This window comes from Flavobacterium sp. 102, assembly GCF_003634615.1.
In the GTDB taxonomy this organism is placed as follows: domain Bacteria; phylum Bacteroidota; class Bacteroidia; order Flavobacteriales; family Flavobacteriaceae; genus Flavobacterium.
Genome location: NZ_RBKX01000001.1, coordinates 2,808,319 through 2,830,944, shown reverse-complemented (window position 1 = coordinate 2,830,944; position 22,626 = coordinate 2,808,319). Strand labels below are relative to the sequence as shown.

Below are 22,626 nucleotides of genomic sequence, written 5' to 3'. Positions count from 1 at the left end.
AGGATTAGATTTTTTCTACAATTAGAACTGCATTATTTTCTATTTTGATGACTTTAACCATCGTTCCGGTTTCGATACGGTCATTTTCGGTTAAGGCATCGAGTTCGTGAAAAGAACCGTTGATACTGATTTGGATTTTACCTTTGCCCGATTTTTTTTCAGGAATGGTTAAATAAACTGTTCCGGTTTGGTTGATGGTTTTGGCTAAAGAGAAGGAATTGTTTTCATTCAAACGCATCATTTGCTTGATGGTAAAAAAGAACAAGGCTACGAAAACAACCCCGACTAAAAAAGCCACTACAACTAAAATGGTTTTGTTGGTAATGGAATCGTAAAAGGAAATACCACTCCAGCTAAATCCTAAAAGGAAATTAATCAGATTTCTAAGGGTAAATAATTCGAAAGGTGTGTCAGTACTATGATGACCTTCGGATTCTAATTCGGTTTCTATATCTTCACCGCCAACGCCCATAAAGGTCATTACGGTCTGCAATACAAAAAACAAACTAACCGGAAGTGCAATGTACCAAAACGCTCTAAGTAAAGGGTCGTAGTTTTCTAAAAAGTTCATGGAGGTTTTTTTTGAGATTATGCTGATTATACGCACAAATTTTTAAAAGGTTACAAATTCTGTTTTGTAAAAAGAATTTTATTTATTTCAGTCGTTCTAAGACGCCTTTTCGCTTGACAATATTTTTATAATCCCATTGAATATTTTTTGATTTTTGAAGCCAACGTTCAATATCTTCAACATTGAGCTGATCAATTGAGGTATAAGTGATTGAAGCATCTTTGAACTTTCCGGTTCCCGGTTTTAAGTCTTTTTCTTCAAAGGTAACGCCGCTCCAAAACATTAGCCGAAGACCATTTTTTAATTTATCGTAACCAACAATCGGATTACCGTCTATAAACCAAACAGGATGCGAGTGCCAGACTTTGTTTTCGGCTTCGGGTAAATTTTTAAGAATAATTTCGGCTAGTTTGTCGCAAATAACTTTGTACTCTGGTTCTTGAGTGTTATAGTAGTTTTGAATATCAGGATGCATGTGTTGAGTTTTGGTTTTATAAATATATAAAAAAATCCTCAAGAAGTTTTGAGGATGATTTTGATTTAAATAAAATGGGCTATTGTTAGATTGTTTCTTTAGACACTGATTTTCGTTTTAAGATTAAGGCACTAATTACCGGAACCAATAATCCTATTGGAATCAATATTTCTGCATAAGTCAGTAAGATAACCATGATTGGGTTTTTATACCATTCTTTAAACATGTTTATTTCATCGGTTTTAGCTTTGATTTCAGTTGCTGTCATGGTAGTTTTGTCAAGATTCTTGAGACTCATGGCAGTGAATTTTTCCATAAAGTCAGGGAAGAAGCAGTAATATTCGATTAACCAAACGCCGACATAAATGGTTGACGCAATTAAAGAGATAAGCATTCCAATTTTAAAACCTTCTCCAAAAGTAATGACACCGTTGTTGTGATTGTCACGGTAATTTTTAATGCCTAAAAAGACAAAGACATAAGCAATAAGCATTCCGGCATAGCCCAGAACCATACTTGGCTCAAAGTCGGGTTTGTTCATTTGAATAGTGCCATACACCATAAAAGCGGCTACGATAGCACCGGCAATAAGTCCGTTAGTAATAATAATTTTTTTCATTATATAAAAAGTTATTGATTAGGATGCAAAGGTTAGTGTTTGTACTGTCTTCATGCTCATCCTTTCGGGTGATTTTTAAAATATCATCCTAAAGTAGGAGGCAAGAGTTGTAGTTTTTTGGCAGTTTCTATCGCTTGTGTTCTTCTCTTGACTTCAAGTTTTTCAAAGAGTTTAGCACTGTGTGTTTTTACAGTGTTGAGTGAAACAAACAACTGTTCGGCGATTTCCTGATTGCTCATTCCTTGTGCCATTAAAGTTAACACTTCGAGTTCTCGTTTGCTGATGTTTCTTTGTTGTAATTCGGTTTCATTTAGAATGAAGTTATCTATGGGCACTCGAACTTCTTTTTCGACTACTATGGTTTTTACTTTGGGTTTGGTTACTTTATTGGACAACCAAATACCAAAAAGCAAAAAGAGTAGAGAGATAATCCCGATGTAGATTTCGTATTGATGTTCTAAAATCAAAAAGCGAAATTCCAGCCAACGCAATAACAAAAGCAATAAACCCATGGCTATAGCATAGCTGATGATTTCTTTGTATGGTTTTAGTTTAAGCAAAATGGTGGAATTGATTTACCCAAAAATAGGGAATAATTACGTCAGTTTAGATATTCGTGTTTTAATAACCCAAACACTAGCGAGTCTTCCATTTGATTGTTCGTGAAATAGTGCTCTCTTAAATGGCCTTCATAAGTAAAGCCAAATTTTTTGACAAGATTAAGAGAAGCCTCGTTTTCTTTACCGATAAAAGCTTCTACGCGATGGAGTTTCATTGAGCCAAAACCATAATGAAGTATGGCTTTCATCGCTTCGCTCATCAATCCTTTTTGCTTGAAATTATCGTCAAATAATCCGTAGCCGATTTCCGCGCGGTTGTGGTCTAAATACCAAGTGTGATAGCCGCACCAACCGATAATTTTCTCGTTAGTTTTGTCTAAAAGCTGAAAATAAAGATAGGTTTTGTTGAAAGTAGCCAATCCTTTGCGGTACTTTTCTTTTTCGATGACCAAAGCTTCTGGTTTTGTCAATCCCAAGAATACAAGCAATTCATCATCGGAATAATTTTGGTAAATAAAGTCAAACGTTTCAGGAGATAGCTTTCGCAATAAAAGTCTTTCTGTAGTAATTATTTCAAAAGTGTGCATCTTGGTAAAGTTGAATGCCACTAAAATACACAATTCTCTTTATAAAAAAGACATCCTTTTCAGAATGCCTCTTTCGCAATTGTGGTATCTGATTTTGGACTTATTTTTTTCCTTGGTATTTGACTCTTTTTTGCTGTTCGGTCAAAATAGTTTTTAAAAAAGGGGTTGCCTGTTTTGTGATTTCTTTCTCTGATATGGCTAGTGCTTTGGGATTGGCAACCAGTTGCGACCAAGGTTTTGGCGCGTCAAAATCATAGGAGCCAAAAACAATCACAGGCGTCCCTTTAATAGAAATGGTATTGTCGTCTAACAATACCCACTGATCTGCCCATTCATAAAGATATCTGGCATCTTTTTCCTGTAGTCTCAAACAGGAATGCGATGCCGGATAACCGGGCAGTTCGTATTGGTGCCATCCGACACCTAATTTATTAGCGATATTAAAATTCCATTTTAAATCCCACTCATCGTTGAAAGTACTGGTGGTTTCTTCGGCTTTCCAGTTAGTAAAGAAAAGTCCGGTTGGAGTTTTATCTGCTTTCCTTCCCATATTGGTTGGTCCGGTATGGGTTAATTCTCCTTTTTCGTAAGTCGCAAAAGTCTGCGAAGGATAAGAAAAAAAGATGATTTTATTCACTTCTTCTAAAGCTTTTACTTTGAATGGAAACGGAAGGTAAAACTCAATATCACCTGTCAAATCGGTTGGAATGATAACCGAATCCATTTTTACAAAATTGGCCACATCGGTTCGGTTAGCTATCAAAGCAATCTTAATTGCGCTACTGTCTGATGTTGTGGCTAACCATTCTTTGGTTTTTTGCCACTGGTAAGCTACAGTTTTAGGTTGACGTCTTTCGGGTGCTGTTTTTTTGATAACAACGTTTTTTGGCTCTTGTTTACAAGACCATAATACTAAACCTATAATTGCCACTATGATGTACTTTTTCATAGCAGTAAAATTCAATTACTGTGTTGAATAAAGTGTTATAAAATTTTGGTAAATTGTTATGAGATTCACAGTTGCCTGGCAAGACAATTATTGCTTTTTCATGACCATTTCAATCTGCGCATCTTCAATAAAGAAGATGATTTTCTTTTCTTCTGTTCGCACTATAAAAGTCATGTTTGAATACCCTTCCTTTTTCAGTCCGACTTTGATTTGTTTTTTCTTTTTATCAAAAATCCATTGGTTATTTTGGAACAATTTTTCGAGTTGTTCTAACATTTTAGCGGAGCTTTTACTTTCAAAGGTAAAGCTGTGATCTTCATTGAAGCTATAAGTTGCTTTTTGAAAACCGGTTACCAGTTCTTTGGTTTCGGGTTTGTCCGCATCTTTGAGTGCAGTAGCTTTTTTGACTTTCCATTTACCGGTAATCAAAGCTTCGTTTATGGTTTGACTTTGCGCTGAGGCAAAAGTAAATAGAAAGGCTAAGAGTAGGAATTGGGTTTTCATTAATTTTGGTTTTTCGATAGAGCTAAGATATAAAAATATTGTAAAATTCAAGTAATTCTATTGTGCTCAAGGTGATAGTAAGTTTTAGTTATATTTTCACTTCGTACTTCAAAAACTTAGCATCTTAGTACCTTTTTTTTTAATAAAAAAAAGCCCCAATAGTGTAGGCTATCAGAGCTTTATTAGATTAGATACTACTATCTAGATCAAAGGGCAAACAGGATTTTATATGCAGGACACAATCAAACAGCTTAAGAAGACTATGATTATCCCGGCAACAATTAATTCGAGGTGTATTTTTTTTCTTTTTGGCATTCCTGATACCTCAAAAGGATTTTGATTTTCTACCTTTTTTTGTCTTTCTATATAAACTAACCAACCATCATTTTCGGCGATGTATTTTCCCAGTTCGGTTAACTCATAGCGGAATTCATTTTCGGAAAAGTTTTTTATCAAGTCTTTTTGCTGCATTATTTCCGCCAACATTTTAGCACCCGGAAGTGGCTTTCCTGCACTGTCTCTGAAATCAGGCAACACTATAATTTGATGCTTTGAATTGAACAAAAGCATCAGGTTTATAGCGATTAGTTGGTTAATTTGATCAATCATAATTTGGAGACTTATATATCATTAGAAAAAAATGGGACGGTTAACTATTGGATAAATCGAAACTTATCTTTGAAATAAAATCCAATAAATGGCAATGGTAGTCTCACACCATGATAGGCACTTATTAATCCGGCAATCCAAAGTATCACCAATCCCATGTTGTTAATAATTAGCAATAAGATGAAGAACGAGTCGAAAAAAACAGGTATCATCATTATAATATTGGACACAACTACAATGACAGCCAATCCAAAAGACTGTTCCAAATGGAATTTAGCCAAAGAAGATTTAGCTCCTTTTTCATATTCCCTATAAGCAATTATCCAACCGATGATGGTGATGTAGCTTATTACTGAAATGGTTTTTCTGTGCATCATTGGTCTATCTACGTCAAAATTTGAGGGATAGTTTTTTAATTTTCCATTTCATTAATCCTTTCAAATCCCATTGACTAAATAGAGTGAGCTATTTTGCTAGCCGATGGGATTTTAAGGATTACCCACAATCATTAATAAAACTACTTACTACATCATGGCTACTACTATACCATCCATGATTTCGCAGGAACAAATCTAAAGCAGCAAACAGGAGTTAATTGTAGAATTGGCAAGGGTTTATTGTAGAATTGCTTCTACAAAAAAAGCAACCGTTGAGGTTGCTTTTCGTACTAATGGGTTAGACTAGTAAACTAATTTTCGGAAACAAAAATTAGATTTTATTTAATTATACAATTGGAACAAATCGATTAAATCGGCTAGGTTGTTGATTTCCAATTTTTCAAAAATTCTGTTTTTAAAAGTACTTACAGTTGATTTTTTTACTTGTAACTGATCTGCAATTTCCATATTGCCATAACCTTTGATTAATAGTCGGGCGACTTCAACTTCTCTGTTGGATAAAAGCTCTAAAGGATTGATGGGTTTTTTAGAAATATAGGAATCCAAAATTCTGTCTTTGATATTTTGTGTAATGTATTTGCCCGAAAGAATCATGCTTTTTAGCGCTTGCTTCATTTCTTCTTCGTTACTGCCTTTATTCAAGTAACCGGAAGCACCGGCATTGAGATAACGAAGTGCATAAATATCTTCGTCATAAGCTGATAATATCAATATTTTTAAATCGGGTTGAATGGCTTTGATGTCGGCAATAATATTCAGGCTGTTGCCGTCTGGAAAGTTAATATCGAGCACTAGCAAATCGATCGGAGTTTCTCTGAGTACTTTCAGTGTTTCTTTGAAGTTTCCGGCTTGATGTATTTTGGCACTAAAAAACAACTCTTTAATCAATAAAGAAACGCCTTGTCTGACAATGCTGTGATCATCGGCAATTAAAAAGGTAAAATTTTGAGTGGTTTTCATTTTAATTATGCGTTACGTTACATTTTATACTCTGCTTAAAATCAAATTAAACATCACTTTAGTTCCTTTACCTATCTTGCTTTCAATGTTAATTTCTCCTTCAAAAAGTTCGATAATTTCTTTGCAAAGATTTAACCCTAAACCAACCCCTAAATCATTTACTTTGGCAGAAATGGTTCCTTGGTAATACGATTCAAAAATATTTTCTAAATCATTTGGAGCAATTCCTATGCCGTTGTCTTCAATAGTGACTTTTAAATTCACTTCGTAATCTGAAACATTGTCTTGTTGTATGTTGACTTTGATTTGACCTTTATCAGTAAACTTATTGGCATTGCCAATGATATTGTAGAAAAGTTGGTGAATCTTAGTCGCATCGGAATACACTTCATAATCGGCCTTTAAATCAGAATTTAAACTTAATTTATTGCCTTTACTTTCTACCAAGGAAGTCATCGCGGTAATGATTTGACCGATTTCCGTTTTAAGCAAAAAATTCTTGTGTTTTAATTCCGGCTTGTGATGCTCGTCTTTAGAATATTCCAAAATTTGATTGGACAATAACAATAAGGAATTGGTGGTAAATTCAACAGACTTAAAAGTTGCTCTTACTTCTTCCTCTTTGACGGAAGCACTTATCTTTTTACTGTAAATAGCAATAAGACTAAGCGGTGAACGAATTTCGTGGCTTATCATGCCCATAATTCGGTTTTTGAAATTCAAGCTTTGTCGAATTTTTTCCTGCGCAGTAGTCAACCTTTTTTCATATTCAAATGCCAAACGCGTGAATCCGAACAAGATAAGTGATACTATAAACATTAAAATGATAACCGCTACTATCGAATAATTCCGAATGGCTTTGTTGGTTTCAAATTGGTTTTTTAAGTTGTGCTGACTGTTCAATTTTAAATCATTGGCCGCATTGGTGAAATCGGGTAAAGTGGCTTGACTTAATAAAAGTAATTCGCTATTAAACTTCACCAGTTCGAAGTCTTTTTTTCGTAGGTTTAAGAAAGCTGATTTTAGTTTGTTGAACTCTATTGCATAATATTTGTTACTGGCTAAAATCAAAAATTTCATTTGCTCTTCGAGCGTTCCGGTGACGACTTTGTCCTTGTATTTCATGGTGACAACCGTGTTCAATTGTTCTTTCTGAATTTCAATTTTTCCCGAAAAAGCATCTACTAATCGCGTCAATAATCCTTTTCTCGAAATGCTGTCAATTTTTATGGAAGTATTGGTGTCAACACTGTCTAAGACTTTGTTATAGTTAAGACTTTCGAATTTAAAAGGTGCAGCCACTTCATGCTGCTTTGGATAAAGTTGGCTGTTAAGGATAGAATCAATAGATGATTTTATCAAATGGATTTCAGTAGCAGCCTTATTTCTCTTCGCCAAAAGAGTTTTGAATTCCTTATGGTTTTTAGTGGTAACAGTTATGCTGTCAATAAATGCACTTGTTTCTTTTAAGGAAGCTAAATAATTATTCAACGAATTTTGATCATTACTGGTGATGTAATTGTTGAAATGTTCTTGTGATTTAATAATGGCATTGTTCACGTTACCGGTAAATTGACTGACTTGATTGGCTTGGTCAATAGTGTCAAATGACGCGGCAATCTTGTCTTCATTAATGGTTTCGTTGTACCAAATGAGAATAGCAAGAATTTGTAAAAGAATGATACACGCTAACAACGTGTAATGCACAACTTTTCGATCTTGAAACTTTAGTTTTTTAAGATAGATTGAGTTCAATATGGAGCTTTTTACTATTTGTTTGTTGTAGGTTGAAACAAATGCTAAAGACTTGGGGCGGCAAAAATAATTTTTTAATTTAATTATTAAACAAAAATAGCCCTCTTTCAACTATTTGTCTGTAATACATTTGAATGTTGATTGTAGAATATGTTCGACAAATCAGATTGATGAATTAAAATAAAAATCAGGTTGTTGTACTGGTTGTTTTAGAAGTTACTCACTTTGGTTAATGCTATTTTTTTGTTTTTAAAGAGTTGAATTACAGCAACTTTTTATTGTTTTAAAGTGTATTTAAATTGGCAGTTCAATAATGAATTCGGTTCCGATGCCGGGTTGGCTTTCAACACTTATGGTTCCGCCTAGGATTTCCACTTGGTTTTTTACCATAAACAATCCAATTCCGTTGCTTTCAATATCCAAGTGGAATCGTTCGTATAGATTGAATATTTTTTTACCGAATTTATCCAAATCCAAACCCCTTCCATTGTCTTTAAAATGGATGCGTACCTTTTCATCCTCTACCGATGTTTTTATCCAAATGATAATGTCTTTATCGGTTTGTTTGAATTTGATGCTGTTGGAGATTAGGTTATAGAAAATACTTTTTATAAAGCTTCTTAGAGAAAAGATAGTATCTGTCGCAGTAAAATCGGTAATGATTTGCGTGTTTTCACACGGAATTAGATGAAAAATACCCGATTTAATTTGGCTAATCAATTCTGAGAAAACCACATCTTCCTTGCTTTCTGTAATTTGGGTTCGAATCTGTAAAACTTCATTAAGCACTCGAATGATCTGATCTAATTTTTCGGCAGAAGTGACTAAAGATTGTTCTAATTCTATTCTTTCGGCTACGGTAGGATTGCTGTTTAGCATTTTGGTGATGCCAATAATGGCGGCTACCGGAGCACGCAAGTTATGAGAAACAATAAACGAGAACTCTTCCGATTTTTTATTACGGTGTAGTATATCCGTTACCATTTTTTCTCTTTCCAGCTCGATTTTCTTTTTTTCCGTTATATTTCGCAATACACCATCCACGTGGGTTTCCGTATTCTCATCACCTGTTATTAATCGGGCATTGAGTGAAACGTAAATTGGTTCGCCTGTTTTTGATTTCAACAGGAATTCATAATCCATGATTTTGAAATGCTCTTGTAACACTTGATAGATTTTTTCTCTGTCACTTGAATCCCAATAAAAATTTTCGGTTAAACTGCCTATCAATTCATCACGTTTATACCCGATATAAGTTTCTACAGAAGGACTTACTTCGAGAATTTTGCCGTCAAGATTAGCCTGATAAAAGACATCTTGTACATTCTCAAAAATGTTCCGGTATTTCTTCTCACTGATTTTTAGAGATTCTTCTATTTCTTTGCGCTCGGTGATGTCTACCAGAACACACAAAAAGCATTGCTCGCCACCGAGTTCTATTAGTTCAGTAGACGAGTTGACTATTACTGTTTTTCCGCCTTTGGCGCGAAATCGGAAATCGTGACCGTGTAATTGACCTTTTTCTGCGAGTTCATTAACTAAAAAGTCTCTGTCGTTTTCATTGACCCATATATTTAATTCGGTAGTCGATTTCCCAATCAGTTCTTCTCGGGTATAGTTGAGGAGTTTTTCGGTAGCTTCATTAACTTCAAATAACGTTCCGTCACTGATTCGGCTGACAATGATAGATACCGGAGCTGATTTAAAAGCTTTTGAAAACCGAATCTCTGATTCGCGTAATAAATCTTCTGTCTTTTTTCGTTCGGTAATGTCTCTGGTAATCGAGTATAGTTTTCCGTTATTCGGATCTACAGTAGCATTGGATTCAAACCACAAATATTTACCATCGGCTTTGCGATAACGGTTTACAAAGTTGATCGTGTCTATTCCTAATTTTAGTTTTTCAATTTCCTGTGTGGTAGCTTCAATATCCTCGGGATGAATAAAATGAAATACTTTGTTTTTTTTCAATTCTTCTTCAGTATAGCCCAAGATTTTGGCAAACTGTGGATTCACAATTTCTAAATAGCCGTCAGTATTAGAGATACTGGCTAGATCATTACTGTTGTAAAAAAAATGTTTGTATGTTTTTAGTTGTTCTTTCGCTCTTTTTCGCTCGGTAATGTCACGAACAATAGCGATATAACTTTTGCCGTCAGCCAAAATCTTTCTGCTGATTTCCACTTCCACCATGGTTCCGTCTTTTTTTAATAAAAAACGTTCATCCATCAATACAGTATTCTGTCGCAGTTGGTTCCACTGGTCTTCGATGGCGGTATATTGATCTGAGGCATTTAGTTCAGAGGTTTTTTTGCGCAACAATTCTTCCTCACTATATCCCAGTAATTCACAGGCACAATGGTTTACATCAATAATAGCATTGTCTTCTGCGATGATAAAAATAGCATCACCGGCATGTTCCAATATCGAATGGTACTTTTCTTCGCTTTGGGTAATTTCGACATTCTTCAAACGTAAATTTTTAATTAAACCGTTTACATTTCTGATTAGATAATATGAAAAGGGTAGGGCAAAACCCAAAGAGAGGGCAATTAAGAAAAGAAATTTTTTATTAGCGGATTCATAAACCTCGTTGTTGTTTTCATACAATTTTTGGCCCACTTTAATCTGAATACTAACTAAGGCATCCAACTGGGCAATCAGCGGATTTATAGTAATGTATAGTTTGTTTTTGATGAGGTTGTTCAGTGCCGCTTCATTTTCTTGTTGTAGTGCCAACTTGAATTGTTCTACGATATCATCTGATTGTTTCATTAAAACCTCCGTTTGATCAACAAGGATAGTTTCCTCCGGCGTCAGATAAGTTTTGAGGTAGGCTTCCCAATTGACCTTAATGTTCTTTTGGGAAGTTTCTATTTGCTGTAAAGCGATTGCATTTGAAAATTGTTTGGCATGTATCTGTTCGGCTGAAGCAATGATCCCGTCTAAGTAGGCATAGCGGATATTGTTCAGTTGTTCCAATGGAATCATTCGGTCGGCATAGAGTGTTTGCATCTGCCGATTCATTTTTCGCATTTCATTGATACCATAAAAACCTATCCCAATAATAAAAAGGGACAGTATGAATACCAACAGATATAACTTTTGGGACGCCCTTATTTTATTTTTTAATATCATTCTCACTATAATATTATTTTCAGCTTTATTTGGGAGTCAAGGCAAGCTGATGGTTCAGGTTTTCTTGTGGGTATTATTATCTAAGGTGAAGAATTGGCGTTTAGATAGTTTAACGGTTTGCAGATGAATTAGATATAAGTCGCAAAGTGCGAAGGTAAGATAATTAAGTGAATCCTCAAAAGGATTTTAATAGACTTAATATTACACAAGACACTTTTTTTAATACAAAATGATGAGGTTTTAAAGGCCATAGCCTTCATTGATGCAGTCTATTCCTTTTAAATCCTCTATCGGAACTATTTTTTGGGTTTTGGTATCAGCGCGCCAAGCTTTGACAATGTTGGTATAAAATTCTATACCGTCATTGGCTTGACTTTTAACAATGGCAATTATTTCTGAATCGGGAATTTTATTGTGTCGGCAGGTACAAATAGCGATATTTTCTTCAATACTTAATTTTGAGATGTTTAAGGTGTCAAGGATTTTGTATTTTGGTTTAGGATTGTTGGCTTCTCTTATTAGTTCATCAAAAAGGAGTATATAGTTTTTATCATTACCATATTGCGAGAGTCCATATTTATAGTCTCCGTTTGCATCTTTAACTTTTTCAATGATAGAGCCTGCTTGGTGTTCATATTCTTTTAATGATGCCACTTCAGTTATGTTTCTGTAAATAGTTCCAAATAATTCGCTAGGCTTTTCAGTGATGAGACTATCAGTCACGACAATTTCTTCCGCAGGAATTTCTGTTTCTTCGGTTTTTTTGCAACTGAATAGGGCTAAGAGGATCAAAAGGGAGAAGACTCTTTTCATTGGTTATTAGTTTGTAATAAAATTACAAAAAATACTTATAGCCGAACAAATAATTCTCTATTTAGATTTATTGATGGTATAGATTCCGCCTGCAAAAAGCACGATGGCTAATCCTATATACATATAACCTTTTCGTTTACCGGTTTCATTCGAGGCTTCAATGTTTACTCCTAAAACTTTAACCGAATTACTGCTTTCAGACATGGTCTTAAAACCTAAATAACCAACACCCAAACTAATGAGAATTAATATCGCTCCTATTATTTTTCTAACATCCATCTTTTTACTTATTTGATTCGGTCTAAGGTAGTGAGAAAATAGGAGTAAAGAGTTATATGTAAGGAGTTATAAATTATAAGTTTCCTATTTATTGATTCCTATTGCCTATTGCTTTCTTTGGCTTGACTTTTGTTTATCTCTTCCCAAATGATAAAAAAGAAACTATGAAAAATCTAATCTTACTGTTGTTGCTTACTTCAGGAGTTTATGCTCAAAAACAAGTTTTTAACGTGCAAGAGTATTGCATCGATGAAAAGCCATTGAAGGAAGGACAATGCGATCAAAAAGGGAATGAGTATTCGTTTTTGTTTTTAGATCCTGATAAGAAAGAAGTCGTTTTTTTTCTCACCGAGATCAAGTTTGAATATCAAATTACGGCAACCCAAGCGGATTCAAATTATACCATTTATACTTTGAAAAATGATAGAGGAGAAAGTACTATGAAAGTGAATAATGCCAAGACTAAAATTGAGTTTCGTTCGCCCGAACGACATATCTTCTTAACAGTAGGGAAATCTACTAAGGCGGAGAAGTAAGAAGGAGTAAAGAGTGAAAAGGGATAAGTGAAAAGGGATAAGGGATAAGTGAAAAGTGAAAAGGTATAAGGGATAAGTTTGTCAGCGATATGCTTTTTATCCTTTCCCTTATCTTTTCCAAAGAAATCAACATTTATCTCTTCAATCTGTTCATAACTAATTGTATGGCAACGATGAATGGCTTGGAATAGTTTTTATTTTTATTTTAAAGTAAACGTAAAACTATGAAGTCAAAAAATTTACTCTTTGCTGTTTTACTGTTTTTTGCAGTTAACAGTTTTTCTCAAACCAAGATTGAAGCCAAAGATGGCATTCATTACCTCACGACTAACATTGATTATCCGATTACCGGTACCTACTTCTTTAAAGGAGCTGAACCTACGGTGGAATTAAATGGCAATGGTGCGGGTTTTTACCAACTGCATGAACAACCCAAAAAAGCGGTGACTTGGGGTATTGAATGTGACGAAGCCGGTGTGCCTATATTTAGTAAAGGTTTTGACAATGTGGCTTACACACTTTGGTACCAATATACCAACCCGGAGACGGAAGAGGAACAGCATTGGAAAACGGTGCCTTTTACGATTCATTTTAATAGTTTAAAGATGTATATTCAGGGGGAACGAAGTAAAGATTATACTGAATAAGTAAGTATAACTGAGGTTTATAATTTAATTTTTTGCTTAGCACTTGTGACAGCTTGAGTTGGCGAAGGCCATTTTTTGAATTTGTTCAGTACTTTTCGGGTTTTGTCAGGGGTTAATTGAAGTTAGTAAGGGTTGAAACTGTTTGAGGAAAGCCATAGGAGATACAATAAACGTCTCTTATGTTAAGTACGATTATTTATTTGGACATTAATAAAAGCCATTATTTCTGTATAATTATCAAATTTATCTGGAGAAATTATTAAAGTTTTTCCTTGCTTTAAAATGATTTTACTGTATATAAAACCGTCTGTTAAAGGCACACCATGTGTTCTAAATATTTGAGTTTTTTCCTTTTGTATTTTATCTATTTCTGAAAATGCTATTTCATAGGAAGATTTAGCATTGTAAACTTTTATACAATTTGTGTTTACAATGATTTTTTTAGGATTCATTACTCCTTTCCACACTGAGATAATGTAAATTAACATTGAGGCAATAATAACTCCAGCTGTTATTCTTTTTTCAACGTAGAAAATATCTCGCAAATAAGTTGCACTTATTGTAATTATTGTAAAAGCTATAATATGAATAAAAACTACTGAGCCAATATATAATTTTCTAATTCTAGATTCGATGGATTGCATTTAAGTATTTTTTTTGAAGTATTTATTGGGACTTTGCTAGGTTTGCAATGGAAGACGATTTATTACTAATGATTTCAAACACAAGCCTGCCGGCAATCTACAATACCATCTCGCATCTGTGTTTAGTCTTTATCATAAATAAATTCCGGCCAGTCCGAAAACTGTTTTCCGAAACTTTCGGCTAATTCTTTGAACGCTGTATTTTTTTTATTGCTTTCGAAATAAATGTAAGCATTTTTAAGTGTTGGATTTTGAAGAGCAGGGATTAAATCTTCAGGCTGTTGTTGGTATATTTCAGTATAGAAAAAGTCTTGCAGGTTTGGAGCAGTTTTTAAAGCGTTAAAATCCTCGAGCCCTTTCAGGTTCATCAGTGAGAGGCGCCTAAGTTTTGGGAGATTGATAAATGACGGTAAGGCGTTCACGTTTATCAACGACTGGAGCAATAAGTTTTGAAGCCCGGTCATTTTTGAGATAAAGGACAAATCAGAAAGCCCTTTGATTTGCCATAGTTCCAGATATTTGACTTGTGGTAATTGTTCCAAAACTGAAAAGTCTTTTATGCCTCCAAGTTTAATGTCAATTGACCACAACTTATTCAGATCCTTTAGGAAATTAATATTAGGAACAGAAACAGAACGTAAAACAATCTCTTTCAAGTTTTCTAATTTCCCTATTTCTTCAATATTTTTGGAGTGTTCTTCGAGAAATAAATACTCCAACTTGTTAAACCTTGGGATAAAATCAATATTCAGCTTTTTAGTCAAGGACTTTCCAACGGATAATACTTTAAGGTCGGGTTTTATTATCCTTAAAATTTCAAATAATTCGGCTTCACAGTCCACTATACTTAACTCTTCCAGATTGTTCAGCAGAAGTAGTTTATCACTATGAGTTACCTTGATTGCATTGCTTATACTCAATCTTTTTATGGAAGGAACATATTGAAGAAAACCTAAACTTGTAGTGTCAGGAACATAGTCATACTTTGATAGCAGCACATTGTTGTTTTTGGAAAAAATATGTTTTTCAAGGTTTTCATAATCGCGTTTAGCTAATGGCTCACGAACGCTAATTACTTCTAAATAAGGGTCGCTTACAATTTCTTCAATCTCACTGATTGAAATCCCTTTTTTGATATTGTAAACTCCTCTGTTGATGGATGAGTAGTGGGCTGAGAACTTTGTTTCCATGTACAATTATTTCAAGATTGCCGATTGATGTGCCGTAGCTTGTAATCCCATAGCTTTTTGGGTCAGTTAAAATTTGGGTAAACCCTAAACTTTTAGGTTACTTTTTTTATTATCCTTTCGATGAGTGTGAGCATTAGCTATCGCTTAATTTCTGAAAACACACCGTTTTTTCTTTTAAAGAAATTTTCTCAACCTTATAACCATATTGAAACAATTCCTTTTTATAATTCAAAAAGGAATGATCTATTGCAATTCCTGCAATATTTTTAATGTCATCAAACGATAATTTAAATGATGGTTCACCATTTTTCTCAATATATTGCCACAAGGCATCATATTTACTCATTCTTTTAGCTTTGTATTAGGCAAATTAAAAGACCTTTCTGCAACAAGGTCATTAACGTTTAGATTACTCAAATTTAGAACTTCTTTTCGATTTTCGCAAAGAAATTGGGGAGAAGCTTAAGCGCGCAGTAGTTTTTATTTTGATTGATTCTCAAGCCATTATTTTAGTGGAAGTGAGATATGTTTTTAATTCAGAAATTTCTTTTGGACTAATTTTGTTTGATGAAATTCTCAATGTATTCAGATGGGTCATATTAAAGATGCTTCTGGGCAATTTCTCAATCAGATTATTATCGACGTCTAACTTTTTAAGCTTATTTAAACTTGAAATTGTTTCCGGAATTGCTTTAATACTTTGGCAACTGTAAAGTTCAAGCGTTTCCAAATCGGTTAATTTATATATTTCATCAAATAGGTTTTTAGCGTCGAAGTTGTTCTGCCAGTTTGAGTTGAGTTTCAAAATTTTCAATTGAGTCAATTGACCTATTCCAGTCGGGATTTCTTTTAATTGATTAATTCCCAAATTGAGCACTTTTAATTTCGTTAAATCATGTAGCGCTTTATTATAAGAAACAATTAAATTGTCTTCTGCCGAGAAAACCTCTAATTGTTTCAATAGTTTAATGGATTCCGGAATTTGTTTTATTCCGTTACTATTGAGATGCAACTCTTTTAAACTATGACATTGCGATAGGTTTTTAAATAATTCTTCAAGATGTAATGGCACGTATTCGTCGTCCGGTAAAAATACCGCTTGGCTAATTGAAAACTTTTTTAAAGATTTTAATTTTTCAATTTCTTTGGGAACCGTAGAGATTTGAGTGTCAAATAGTACCAATTCCTGTAGAGCCGAAAGATTAAAAACGGACTTTGGAATCTCATTAATTTTCCCGCTTACGGTTAATGATTTGAGCTTTGTCAGTTTTTCAATTTCGTCAAAAAAAGTATTACTGCTATTAGCGTGCAATGACAGCTTTTCTAATGGTTGTGAAGCAGAAAATGGGATAACCTGGTTTCGCAATTCTTCACATCCTGCAAAGTGGAGCTCCCTTAGTTTAGGAAGATCGAAAATGTAATTTGGAATTTCCCGAATTGGGGTAAATGATAGGGTAAGTTTTTCAAGAGCTTTACATTCTTTTATAATGTCCGGCAATTCATATAAAGAATATTGTTCTGACAGATTGATATATTTAATAGTCTCTTTTTCGGCTACTATTTTATCTGTAATTTTTTTCATAAGTCAAAGGTTGATGGAAAATTACTGCTGTTAGCCGGTAGTGTTTTGAATTCCCAACCGCCGCCTTAAGTCTTCATAATTTTTAACTTTTGATTCTAAATGGATTTTTTTAAAGCCCTTTGTATGGATAATTATTAATGAAATTATTGATGGCAGAAAAAGAGCCATTCCTTTTTTGAAACTTCCTGTTTGTATTAAGTTTTCTATTGAACCACAAACGAATAATAAAAAAAGAATATAAGCCGAAGTTGAAGCCAATATAAAAGTTATCAAATACAAATTATCTTTGCCATTCAGATAATATTTTATTTGGAAAATCGCAACTACAAAAATTAACCAGCCAAAAGCATACGCAAAGAAAACAAGAAAACCATTTATGCCATAATCGTGATGACTTTTCGAAGTATAATTGGGGTCATATTTTATATTTACGAAAATTGTCCATAGATAAATTGCAATAAATATAATTGATACAAAAATGATGTAATTAAAGTTTTTTTTGATCTTCATTCTTAAACTATACGTCTTTAAAAATTACCGCTAACGTAGCAATTGCACTTATTAGCTGTTCGCATAAATGATTCTTTATTTGTTTATGGTGAAAGTATAAATGGGAACATTATCTTTTGAAGATTTTTTCCAATTTTCTACTTTACGCGGATCATTAAACTCAATTCCCTCTACAGGCATAATTTCAAATTTGGAAAACCAATAATGCGGATTTTCGCCATCTCTTTTAAAATACGTTTGTCTGGCAATGATGCTATCATTTGGTCGTACAGTGAACGAACTTGTTATTTCCTGTGGTCCCATAATTTGAGATTGCTTAATAACACTGGCAGAAAATGTGATAGGTTTAGCCGAAGTATTTTTTACTATAAATGCAGTCATTGGGTGATTGCCGTCTAGTACAGAACAGCTAATCATTGAACAGCTAATTAATAAAGTTGCTATTAGTTTTTTCATATTTTGTTATTAAGGTTTTCCATCATTGCTGCTGAAGTTTCGCAAATAGTAAAGCGGCTAATATTTATTACTGATGATTCCAAATATAAAATTACTTTTAAGCTTTATCAATTGAATATTTTCCAGCTCCTGCTAGAAATATCACAACAAAGGTTATAAAAAACAATAAAGCATGTTCTTTAGTTGCTAAATCGTCTTTGGCATGTACTATAAATCCGGCAACAAACATAGTAATTGCAGCAGGGATTGCAGCCCATTTTGTTTTAAAACCTATGATTAACATAATAGGAGCGACAACTTCTCCAATAAGTGCTAAAATTAAGGATGTTGTGGCGCCAACACCTATAGGGTCACCAAAATCGGAAGGGTTTGATAACATACTTATTTTTGGAATTCCATGGGTAAGCATAAAGCCACCAAAGCCAACTCTTAATATTAAAAGTGCTAAATCGTTAAAGTTTTTTTTCATCATTGTAAAATTTATTTAATTACTCTTTAGACATTAATTCTTATTGTTGCCAACGTTTTGCGTCTTGAACAGTTGCAATGATTAATCACCGCCGATTCCAAATATAAAATTTTTTTTTGAATTTTCGCAGTCCCGAACCGAACCGAAGGCGAACTGGCGCAGCAAAATTCGGGACAAGCCAAAGCGCGCAATTGTTGCAAACTGCTGTTAGTCGATGTTTTTATATTTACTCTAATGCTTTAATAAATTGTTTCATTTCTGTCATTGTACCAATGGTAATTCTTGACCATTTTCCTTTTTCTTCGTAAATCTTTGTCCCAAGAATATTGTTCTTTTTTAACTGCTCAAAAAAGTCTTTGTTATAATTTTCTAATGAAAAATAGACAAAGTTTGTATGCGACGGAATACAACGTATTTTTAGATTCTCCAATTGTTCAATTGTGTATTTTCTTGCTTCGGCATTAAGCAAAATTGTTTCTGCTACAAATTTATTGTCCTTTAACGAGGCTAAAGCTCCTGAAGCTGATACTATGCTTACACTTCCATTTGTAGAAAATTGTAATTGGCTCATTTCCATTATGGTTTCCGGATGTGCTATTGCATATCCAATGCGTGAACCTGCTAAACCATATATTTTTGAGAAGGTTTTGGCAATAATTATATTTTTATTCTCTGTTACAAGATTGGCAAGTGATGGTTGGTCTGTATAATCCAGGTAGGCCTCATCCACTAAAACTTTTGTTCTTTTTGTGGCTTCCTTTATAAAATTTAAAAGTGCTTCACTTGCACAAATTGTTCCCGTTGGATTATTAGGATTACATATATAAATCAATCTCGTATCAGAGTCAATGGCATTTAACATTGCTGATAAATCATGCTTTTTATCAGCGGTTAATGGGATTGCAATTTTTTTAAGCCCTGCGTTTTCAGCGGTTATTGTCCAATAATCAAAAGTAGTTTCTGCAATAATTAAATTTCCTGTTTTTTTTGAGCAATACAAAGCAACTAAATTTAAAATTTCCGAAGAACCCGCACCCAATAATATGTTTTGATCAGTTAAATTATGTTTTTGGGCAATTTTTCCAATTAGTTCGTCTGTCAATTCCCAATCATAGCGATTGCTGACATTTATACTATCACTCATTGCATTTCTTGCCAATACTGATGGGCCATAAGGATTTTCGTTTGACCTTAACCGAATTAGGCTTACATTTTTTTCTTCAATGAGGTCTTCTTTTGTTGGAATTGCAAAACTCTCAAACGGAATAATCCCTAAACCTACAATACCTAAACTTGTTTGCTTTAACCAATTTCTTCTATTGCTCATAGTGAATTTTTAAAATTTTAATATCACTCAATATGTCTGTTATTTTTAAATTGGTTACAATTTTTCAGTTGGATTTCAGTTGCTAGAAAATAGCCCACAACCTACCGCGGTTTTGCGCATTTCCAAACTTCGTGATGTCTTTTCTGAAGTTCGTGACGCCTTTTCAGACTTTGTTGACAGCTTTTCGGAAGTTCGTGATGTCTTTTCAGACTTTGTTGACAGCTTTTCGGAAGTTCATGATACCTTTTCGGACTTTGTTGACAGCTTTTCGGAACTTCGTGATACCTTTTCAGACTTTGTTGACAGCTTTTCGGAAGTTCGTGATGCCTTTTCGGACTTGGCAGGTATCTTTTCAGACTTTTCCCATGTCATTTTAGGACTTTCCCATGTCGTTTCAGAACTTTCCCATGTCATTTTGGAACTTTCCCATGTTATTTTGATAACTTTAGCTTCTTCTTTTGCGCAATCCGAAAACTGGCGCATAACGTGCCGCCGCTTGGCGTTAGTGGCGACTTTTTTAATAATTTGTTCTAAAGATAAGCAAAATTTCAACTTAGTACTTTCCGGCTAAGAAATACAAAACCAGCCATGCTACCAAACGGCTGTTAGCGGCTGGGTTTATTGATTAATATCTTCTTTAAACTGTGATTTATTCTTTCGGTAGGTTTTAAAATCGTCTTCAAGCAATCTCTTAGCAATTTCTTTATTTTGGTCATTGTAATTTTTCCAAAATTCTATTGAGCGAAATTCGTCTTCAGTTATCTTTAATTTACTTGCAAGTTCTTTAAATCTAAATCTATTCATGGGACGATTTACCGGATTGTTTTGTTGAGCTAGAAAACTTTCGAAAGATTCTTCGTTTGATATTATATAAGCACTCATATATGTTCTGATTATATACAAGGGAAGGTTTTTTAAATTCATTATTTGATTAATACTTGATAATGAAATATTAGTTTTCTTTTTAATAATACTTTGCTGATATAGCGATAAATACAACAAAAAGCTATCATAATCTTCATCGATACTTAGCTTTGTATCATTTCTATTTAATATTCCAGTTAGTAAATTACATGTGCTTGCTTGGCATGACAAACTATTTTTAAGAATGTAAACAATAGTTTTATGAAAAACTTCATCGCTCCATTCTTTACAATTGACAATTTTCACAAACTCTTTATTTCTGTCACTTGAACATATTTCTGGATTAAGTAGTTCATGATAAATATTTAATAGATGCTCTTTGTTTGAAGTATTATTGTATGCAGTCATTAAAACAAAAGCACGATTTGGGAAAAGATTTTTCTTATCAATGATGTAACTTTCAATAACCTCATTATAGATATTCTTCGGAGCTTTCTGAATATCTTCTCCGAAACGGGAATAGATTTTTGGGTTTTTTGAATAATAAAAATCTGTTTGAAAATCAATAACTTCTAGATATTTAGACAAACCTTTTTTGGAAAGTTCATCGGGAAATGTTTTCAATTGACTAGCATATCCCTCTGTTAAAGATTTGAGACGATTATTTTCTTTATTTTTAGTTAAAATATCCTCATTTAGTTTTTGAACTGTAACGGAAATTTGTTTTTGTTTTTTTTCATCTTCTGCAATTGACTTTCTTAACTCATCTTTTTGTTTTGTTAATTCAATTGCTTCTAGAACTAGCTTGTTGTTTTTAAGAGTATTTTCATTAGATACATTGAGGTTCAACATTCTTTTCTCGTTTTCGTTTGAGACAATACTTTTATAAAGTACGAATATTGAACTGACAGTAACTAATGCTGAGATTGTTGTTGGAACCAAGATTGGAAAAATAATTCTATAAAAGTAGCTATTGTTTAAATGCTTAATTTCTGCATTAAGTTTCTTTATCTCTAATGCAGTTTTTTCATCTAACTCTTTTAAGTCTTTTGTTTTTTTTTCTTTTGGCATTTATAAAATGTTGTTAAAATACGAGAATTTCTGAAACATTACTGCTAACGTCCCGCTAAGCATTATAAATCAACTCTATAATCTCTTATCTAAATTAGTATTATCAAATTTAACACATTTAAAAGTGAGAATCAATCCCCATTAGTAGTGATTTATAGCGAAGTTATTAACATAAATTTCTTATAAATGGAGTGTCCTTCGACAAGCTCAGGATGACAATTAGGAAAAGGGACAAGACAGTTGATAGGAATACAAACTATAACTTTGCTCAGTGTACTTAATAAGTTTACTGCTTGAAACCTCAGCACCTTTTTCCTTACTCTGCTATGTCCTGTTGCAACAACAAAGTAGCACAAAGATTAGCCAGTAAAAACCGTTCTTCAGGGTTAGTAGGGGCAAGGTAAACTAGTCCGTTGTCCATGAGCGAAACCGCCGCAACAGCTTGGTTGTTAGGGTTGCATATTTCGTAGCCTACAGAGCCCATCCAAATGGGTTTTGGGCCTTTATTGGTTTGTAACTCGGTAATAGGTTTTAGCGTGTAGTATCGGTTTTGGTCATAGCCAAAGTAACCTACATATTGCTTGGCGTCCCGTTGCGAAGCGTTATTGTCGAGCACCAATTCCCAAGGTTTGTTGTCTTGGTTTACAAATATTTGGGCATAAAACATATAAGACTGATCAATTCCTTTACCGGTAACGTCTTTAATGATGTTAACGATGCTGTTAGGGTTATTGCCTACCAATAGCCGCTCAGAAGCAAAGTCAGTAGCCGCATAAACATCGGTGTAGTTTTTCAGGCCGTCATTCATTTGGAACGCAAAGGTTTGGTAGCGGTTGCTGTTGTCTGCCGTAAGAATCTCCGGATAAAGAAAATCAACCACCGGAGAAACCGATACCGGCACACGGGTATTGCCGCCTTTAGTCCATGAGCGTTTTACTTTAGACGTGGTATACTCGCCAAAAGTAAGTTTCTGATTGATTAAAATGCCTTGTCTGCCTTTGACCTTATACTCGGTTAAAGTGTTGATGTCGGCATGGCTAATAGCAGGTTTGAAAGGAGTACAGCTCATGACAATAAAGCATAGCGCTGCTGATGAAAGGTAGTTTTTCATGT

The 22,626-nt window shown here is 33.9% G+C and carries 27 protein-coding genes; 3 read left to right on the top strand and 24 right to left on the bottom strand.

The genetic code is table 11. The features are described 5' to 3' along the window. Positions 1-4 precede the first annotated feature (4 nt). The 14 genes from C8C84_RS12305 to C8C84_RS12240 all read right to left on the bottom strand — a co-directional run bounded on the left by C8C84_RS12305 (position 5) and on the right by C8C84_RS12240 (position 12,217). The gene (locus tag C8C84_RS12305; protein WP_121313930.1) at positions 5-571 is read right to left on the bottom strand and encodes an NfeD family protein; all 567 of its coding nucleotides are present in this window, start codon (positions 569-571) and stop codon (positions 5-7) included. 82 nt (positions 572-653) lie between these two features. After that, on the bottom strand, positions 654-1,046 hold the full coding sequence (locus C8C84_RS12300; RefSeq protein ID WP_121313929.1) for a DUF1801 domain-containing protein: 393 nt from the start codon (positions 1,044-1,046) through the stop codon (positions 654-656). Positions 1,047-1,131: 85 nt separating this feature from the next. Beyond that, on the bottom strand, positions 1,132-1,665 hold the full coding sequence (locus C8C84_RS12295) for a DUF4199 domain-containing protein (protein ID WP_121313928.1): 534 nt from the start codon (positions 1,663-1,665) through the stop codon (positions 1,132-1,134). Between the two features lie 83 nt (positions 1,666-1,748). Then, on the bottom strand, positions 1,749-2,225 hold the full coding sequence (locus C8C84_RS12290; RefSeq protein ID WP_233549792.1) for a response regulator transcription factor: 477 nt from the start codon (positions 2,223-2,225) through the stop codon (positions 1,749-1,751). Between the two features lie 41 nt (positions 2,226-2,266). After that, positions 2,267-2,812, bottom strand: coding sequence for a GNAT family N-acetyltransferase (locus C8C84_RS12285; RefSeq protein ID WP_121313927.1), 546 nt, complete (start codon positions 2,810-2,812; stop codon positions 2,267-2,269). 100 nt (positions 2,813-2,912) lie between these two features. Then, on the bottom strand, positions 2,913-3,761 hold the full coding sequence (locus tag C8C84_RS12280; protein ID WP_121313926.1) for a L,D-transpeptidase: 849 nt from the start codon (positions 3,759-3,761) through the stop codon (positions 2,913-2,915). An 87-nt stretch (positions 3,762-3,848) separates the two neighbouring features. After that, complete coding sequence (locus C8C84_RS12275) at positions 3,849-4,265, bottom strand: DUF5004 domain-containing protein (RefSeq protein WP_121313925.1); 417 nt, start codon at positions 4,263-4,265, stop codon at positions 3,849-3,851. 225 nt (positions 4,266-4,490) lie between these two features. Continuing rightward, the gene (locus C8C84_RS12270; RefSeq protein WP_121313924.1) at positions 4,491-4,874 is read right to left on the bottom strand and encodes a hypothetical protein; all 384 of its coding nucleotides are present in this window, start codon (positions 4,872-4,874) and stop codon (positions 4,491-4,493) included. A 44-nt stretch (positions 4,875-4,918) separates the two neighbouring features. Beyond that, positions 4,919-5,251, bottom strand: coding sequence for a DUF4870 domain-containing protein (locus tag C8C84_RS12265; protein ID WP_147406852.1), 333 nt, complete (start codon positions 5,249-5,251; stop codon positions 4,919-4,921). A gap of 342 nt (positions 5,252-5,593) precedes the next feature. Continuing rightward, positions 5,594-6,232: a response regulator transcription factor gene (locus C8C84_RS12260; RefSeq protein ID WP_121313922.1), complete on the bottom strand. Its 639-nt coding sequence runs from the start codon at positions 6,230-6,232 to the stop codon at positions 5,594-5,596. A gap of 24 nt (positions 6,233-6,256) precedes the next feature. Next, positions 6,257-7,987, bottom strand: coding sequence for a HAMP domain-containing sensor histidine kinase (locus tag C8C84_RS12255; protein WP_147406851.1), 1,731 nt, complete (start codon positions 7,985-7,987; stop codon positions 6,257-6,259). A gap of 294 nt (positions 7,988-8,281) precedes the next feature. Beyond that, positions 8,282-11,125, bottom strand: a complete 2,844-nt coding sequence (locus C8C84_RS12250; RefSeq protein ID WP_121313920.1) for a PAS domain S-box protein — start codon at positions 11,123-11,125, stop codon at positions 8,282-8,284. 240 nt (positions 11,126-11,365) lie between these two features. Next, on the bottom strand, positions 11,366-11,938 hold the full coding sequence (locus C8C84_RS12245) for a hypothetical protein (RefSeq protein ID WP_121313919.1): 573 nt from the start codon (positions 11,936-11,938) through the stop codon (positions 11,366-11,368). 57 nt (positions 11,939-11,995) lie between these two features. Next, positions 11,996-12,217, bottom strand: a complete 222-nt coding sequence (locus C8C84_RS12240; RefSeq protein WP_121313918.1) for a hypothetical protein — start codon at positions 12,215-12,217, stop codon at positions 11,996-11,998. Positions 12,218-12,381: 164 nt separating this feature from the next. Between C8C84_RS12240 and C8C84_RS12235 the strand changes: the two genes are divergently transcribed. Both C8C84_RS12235 and C8C84_RS12230 read left to right on the top strand, forming a co-directional pair. Next, positions 12,382-12,753, top strand: coding sequence for a hypothetical protein (locus C8C84_RS12235; protein ID WP_121313917.1), 372 nt, complete (start codon positions 12,382-12,384; stop codon positions 12,751-12,753). A 224-nt stretch (positions 12,754-12,977) separates the two neighbouring features. After that, the gene (locus C8C84_RS12230) at positions 12,978-13,400 is read left to right on the top strand and encodes a hypothetical protein (protein ID WP_121313916.1); all 423 of its coding nucleotides are present in this window, start codon (positions 12,978-12,980) and stop codon (positions 13,398-13,400) included. A 182-nt stretch (positions 13,401-13,582) separates the two neighbouring features. Here C8C84_RS12230 and C8C84_RS12225 read toward each other — a convergent pair whose 3' ends face one another. From C8C84_RS12225 to C8C84_RS12190, 8 genes are all read right to left on the bottom strand, one after another. Continuing rightward, complete coding sequence (locus C8C84_RS12225; RefSeq protein ID WP_121313915.1) at positions 13,583-14,044, bottom strand: hypothetical protein; 462 nt, start codon at positions 14,042-14,044, stop codon at positions 13,583-13,585. Positions 14,045-14,166: 122 nt separating this feature from the next. After that, the gene (locus C8C84_RS12220) at positions 14,167-15,234 is read right to left on the bottom strand and encodes a hypothetical protein (protein WP_121313914.1); all 1,068 of its coding nucleotides are present in this window, start codon (positions 15,232-15,234) and stop codon (positions 14,167-14,169) included. Between the two features lie 133 nt (positions 15,235-15,367). Beyond that, on the bottom strand, positions 15,368-15,580 hold the full coding sequence (locus C8C84_RS12215) for a hypothetical protein (RefSeq protein WP_121313913.1): 213 nt from the start codon (positions 15,578-15,580) through the stop codon (positions 15,368-15,370). Positions 15,581-15,730: 150 nt separating this feature from the next. Further along, entirely contained in the window at positions 15,731-16,816 is a 1,086-nt protein-coding gene (locus C8C84_RS12210) for a leucine-rich repeat domain-containing protein (protein ID WP_121313912.1), read from the bottom strand. 30 nt (positions 16,817-16,846) lie between these two features. Beyond that, positions 16,847-17,326 carry a hypothetical protein gene (locus C8C84_RS12205; protein WP_121313911.1) on the bottom strand — a complete coding sequence of 160 codons (480 nt, stop codon included), beginning with the start codon at positions 17,324-17,326 and terminating at the stop codon, positions 16,847-16,849. 75 nt (positions 17,327-17,401) lie between these two features. Continuing rightward, a complete protein-coding gene (locus C8C84_RS12200) occupies positions 17,402-17,782 on the bottom strand; it encodes a hypothetical protein (RefSeq protein WP_147406850.1) in 381 nt (126 codons plus the stop codon). 97 nt (positions 17,783-17,879) lie between these two features. Then, positions 17,880-18,254, bottom strand: a complete 375-nt coding sequence (locus C8C84_RS12195) for a DoxX family protein (RefSeq protein ID WP_349680448.1) — start codon at positions 18,252-18,254, stop codon at positions 17,880-17,882. A 223-nt stretch (positions 18,255-18,477) separates the two neighbouring features. Next, the gene (locus C8C84_RS12190; RefSeq protein WP_121313909.1) at positions 18,478-19,578 is read right to left on the bottom strand and encodes a histidinol-phosphate transaminase; all 1,101 of its coding nucleotides are present in this window, start codon (positions 19,576-19,578) and stop codon (positions 18,478-18,480) included. A gap of 112 nt (positions 19,579-19,690) precedes the next feature. Between C8C84_RS12190 and C8C84_RS12185 the strand changes: the two genes are divergently transcribed. Next, positions 19,691-20,149: a hypothetical protein gene (locus C8C84_RS12185; RefSeq protein WP_147406849.1), complete on the top strand. Its 459-nt coding sequence runs from the start codon at positions 19,691-19,693 to the stop codon at positions 20,147-20,149. Between the two features lie 47 nt (positions 20,150-20,196). Here C8C84_RS12185 and C8C84_RS12180 read toward each other — a convergent pair whose 3' ends face one another. Beyond that, a complete protein-coding gene (locus tag C8C84_RS12180; protein WP_121313907.1) occupies positions 20,197-21,513 on the bottom strand; it encodes a hypothetical protein in 1,317 nt (438 codons plus the stop codon). Positions 21,514-21,829: 316 nt separating this feature from the next. Next, entirely contained in the window at positions 21,830-22,624 is a 795-nt protein-coding gene (locus C8C84_RS12175; protein ID WP_147406848.1) for a hypothetical protein, read from the bottom strand. Positions 22,625-22,626: the final 2 nt, after the last annotated feature.

What these genes read in the sequence shown, in the direction of transcription:
- C8C84_RS12190 (WP_121313909.1), bottom strand. Translation starts at nt 19,578, where the DNA reads ATGAGCAATAGAAGAAATTGGTTAAAGCAAACAAGTTTAGGTATTGTA.
- C8C84_RS12240 (WP_121313918.1), bottom strand. Translation starts at nt 12,217, where the DNA reads ATGGATGTTAGAAAAATAATAGGAGCGATATTAATTCTCATTAGTTTG.
- C8C84_RS12225 (WP_121313915.1), bottom strand. Translation starts at nt 14,044, where the DNA reads ATGCAATCCATCGAATCTAGAATTAGAAAATTATATATTGGCTCAGTA.
- C8C84_RS12300 (WP_121313929.1), bottom strand. Translation starts at nt 1,046, where the DNA reads ATGCATCCTGATATTCAAAACTACTATAACACTCAAGAACCAGAGTAC.
- C8C84_RS12285 (WP_121313927.1), bottom strand. Translation starts at nt 2,812, where the DNA reads ATGCACACTTTTGAAATAATTACTACAGAAAGACTTTTATTGCGAAAG.
- C8C84_RS12215 (WP_121313913.1), bottom strand. Translation starts at nt 15,580, where the DNA reads ATGAGTAAATATGATGCCTTGTGGCAATATATTGAGAAAAATGGTGAA.
- C8C84_RS12260 (WP_121313922.1), bottom strand. Translation starts at nt 6,232, where the DNA reads ATGAAAACCACTCAAAATTTTACCTTTTTAATTGCCGATGATCACAGC.
- C8C84_RS12200 (WP_147406850.1), bottom strand. Translation starts at nt 17,782, where the DNA reads ATGAAAAAACTAATAGCAACTTTATTAATTAGCTGTTCAATGATTAGC.
- C8C84_RS12250 (WP_121313920.1), bottom strand. Translation starts at nt 11,125, where the DNA reads ATGATATTAAAAAATAAAATAAGGGCGTCCCAAAAGTTATATCTGTTG.
- C8C84_RS12205 (WP_121313911.1), bottom strand. Translation starts at nt 17,326, where the DNA reads ATGAAGATCAAAAAAAACTTTAATTACATCATTTTTGTATCAATTATA.
- C8C84_RS12210 (WP_121313912.1), bottom strand. Translation starts at nt 16,816, where the DNA reads ATGAAAAAAATTACAGATAAAATAGTAGCCGAAAAAGAGACTATTAAA.
- C8C84_RS12280 (WP_121313926.1), bottom strand. Translation starts at nt 3,761, where the DNA reads ATGAAAAAGTACATCATAGTGGCAATTATAGGTTTAGTATTATGGTCT.
- C8C84_RS12245 (WP_121313919.1), bottom strand. Translation starts at nt 11,938, where the DNA reads ATGAAAAGAGTCTTCTCCCTTTTGATCCTCTTAGCCCTATTCAGTTGC.
- C8C84_RS12220 (WP_121313914.1), bottom strand. Translation starts at nt 15,234, where the DNA reads ATGGAAACAAAGTTCTCAGCCCACTACTCATCCATCAACAGAGGAGTT.
- C8C84_RS12175 (WP_147406848.1), bottom strand. Translation starts at nt 22,624, where the DNA reads ATGAAAAACTACCTTTCATCAGCAGCGCTATGCTTTATTGTCATGAGC.
- C8C84_RS12235 (WP_121313917.1), top strand. Translation starts at nt 12,382, where the DNA reads ATGAAAAATCTAATCTTACTGTTGTTGCTTACTTCAGGAGTTTATGCT.
- C8C84_RS12180 (WP_121313907.1), bottom strand. Translation starts at nt 21,513, where the DNA reads ATGCCAAAAGAAAAAAAAACAAAAGACTTAAAAGAGTTAGATGAAAAA.
- C8C84_RS12305 (WP_121313930.1), bottom strand. Translation starts at nt 571, where the DNA reads ATGAACTTTTTAGAAAACTACGACCCTTTACTTAGAGCGTTTTGGTAC.
- C8C84_RS12195 (WP_349680448.1), bottom strand. Translation starts at nt 18,254, where the DNA reads ATGATGAAAAAAAACTTTAACGATTTAGCACTTTTAATATTAAGAGTT.
- C8C84_RS12265 (WP_147406852.1), bottom strand. Translation starts at nt 5,251, where the DNA reads ATGATGCACAGAAAAACCATTTCAGTAATAAGCTACATCACCATCATC.
- C8C84_RS12275 (WP_121313925.1), bottom strand. Translation starts at nt 4,265, where the DNA reads ATGAAAACCCAATTCCTACTCTTAGCCTTTCTATTTACTTTTGCCTCA.
- C8C84_RS12295 (WP_121313928.1), bottom strand. Translation starts at nt 1,665, where the DNA reads ATGAAAAAAATTATTATTACTAACGGACTTATTGCCGGTGCTATCGTA.
- C8C84_RS12270 (WP_121313924.1), bottom strand. Translation starts at nt 4,874, where the DNA reads ATGATTGATCAAATTAACCAACTAATCGCTATAAACCTGATGCTTTTG.
- C8C84_RS12230 (WP_121313916.1), top strand. Translation starts at nt 12,978, where the DNA reads ATGAAGTCAAAAAATTTACTCTTTGCTGTTTTACTGTTTTTTGCAGTT.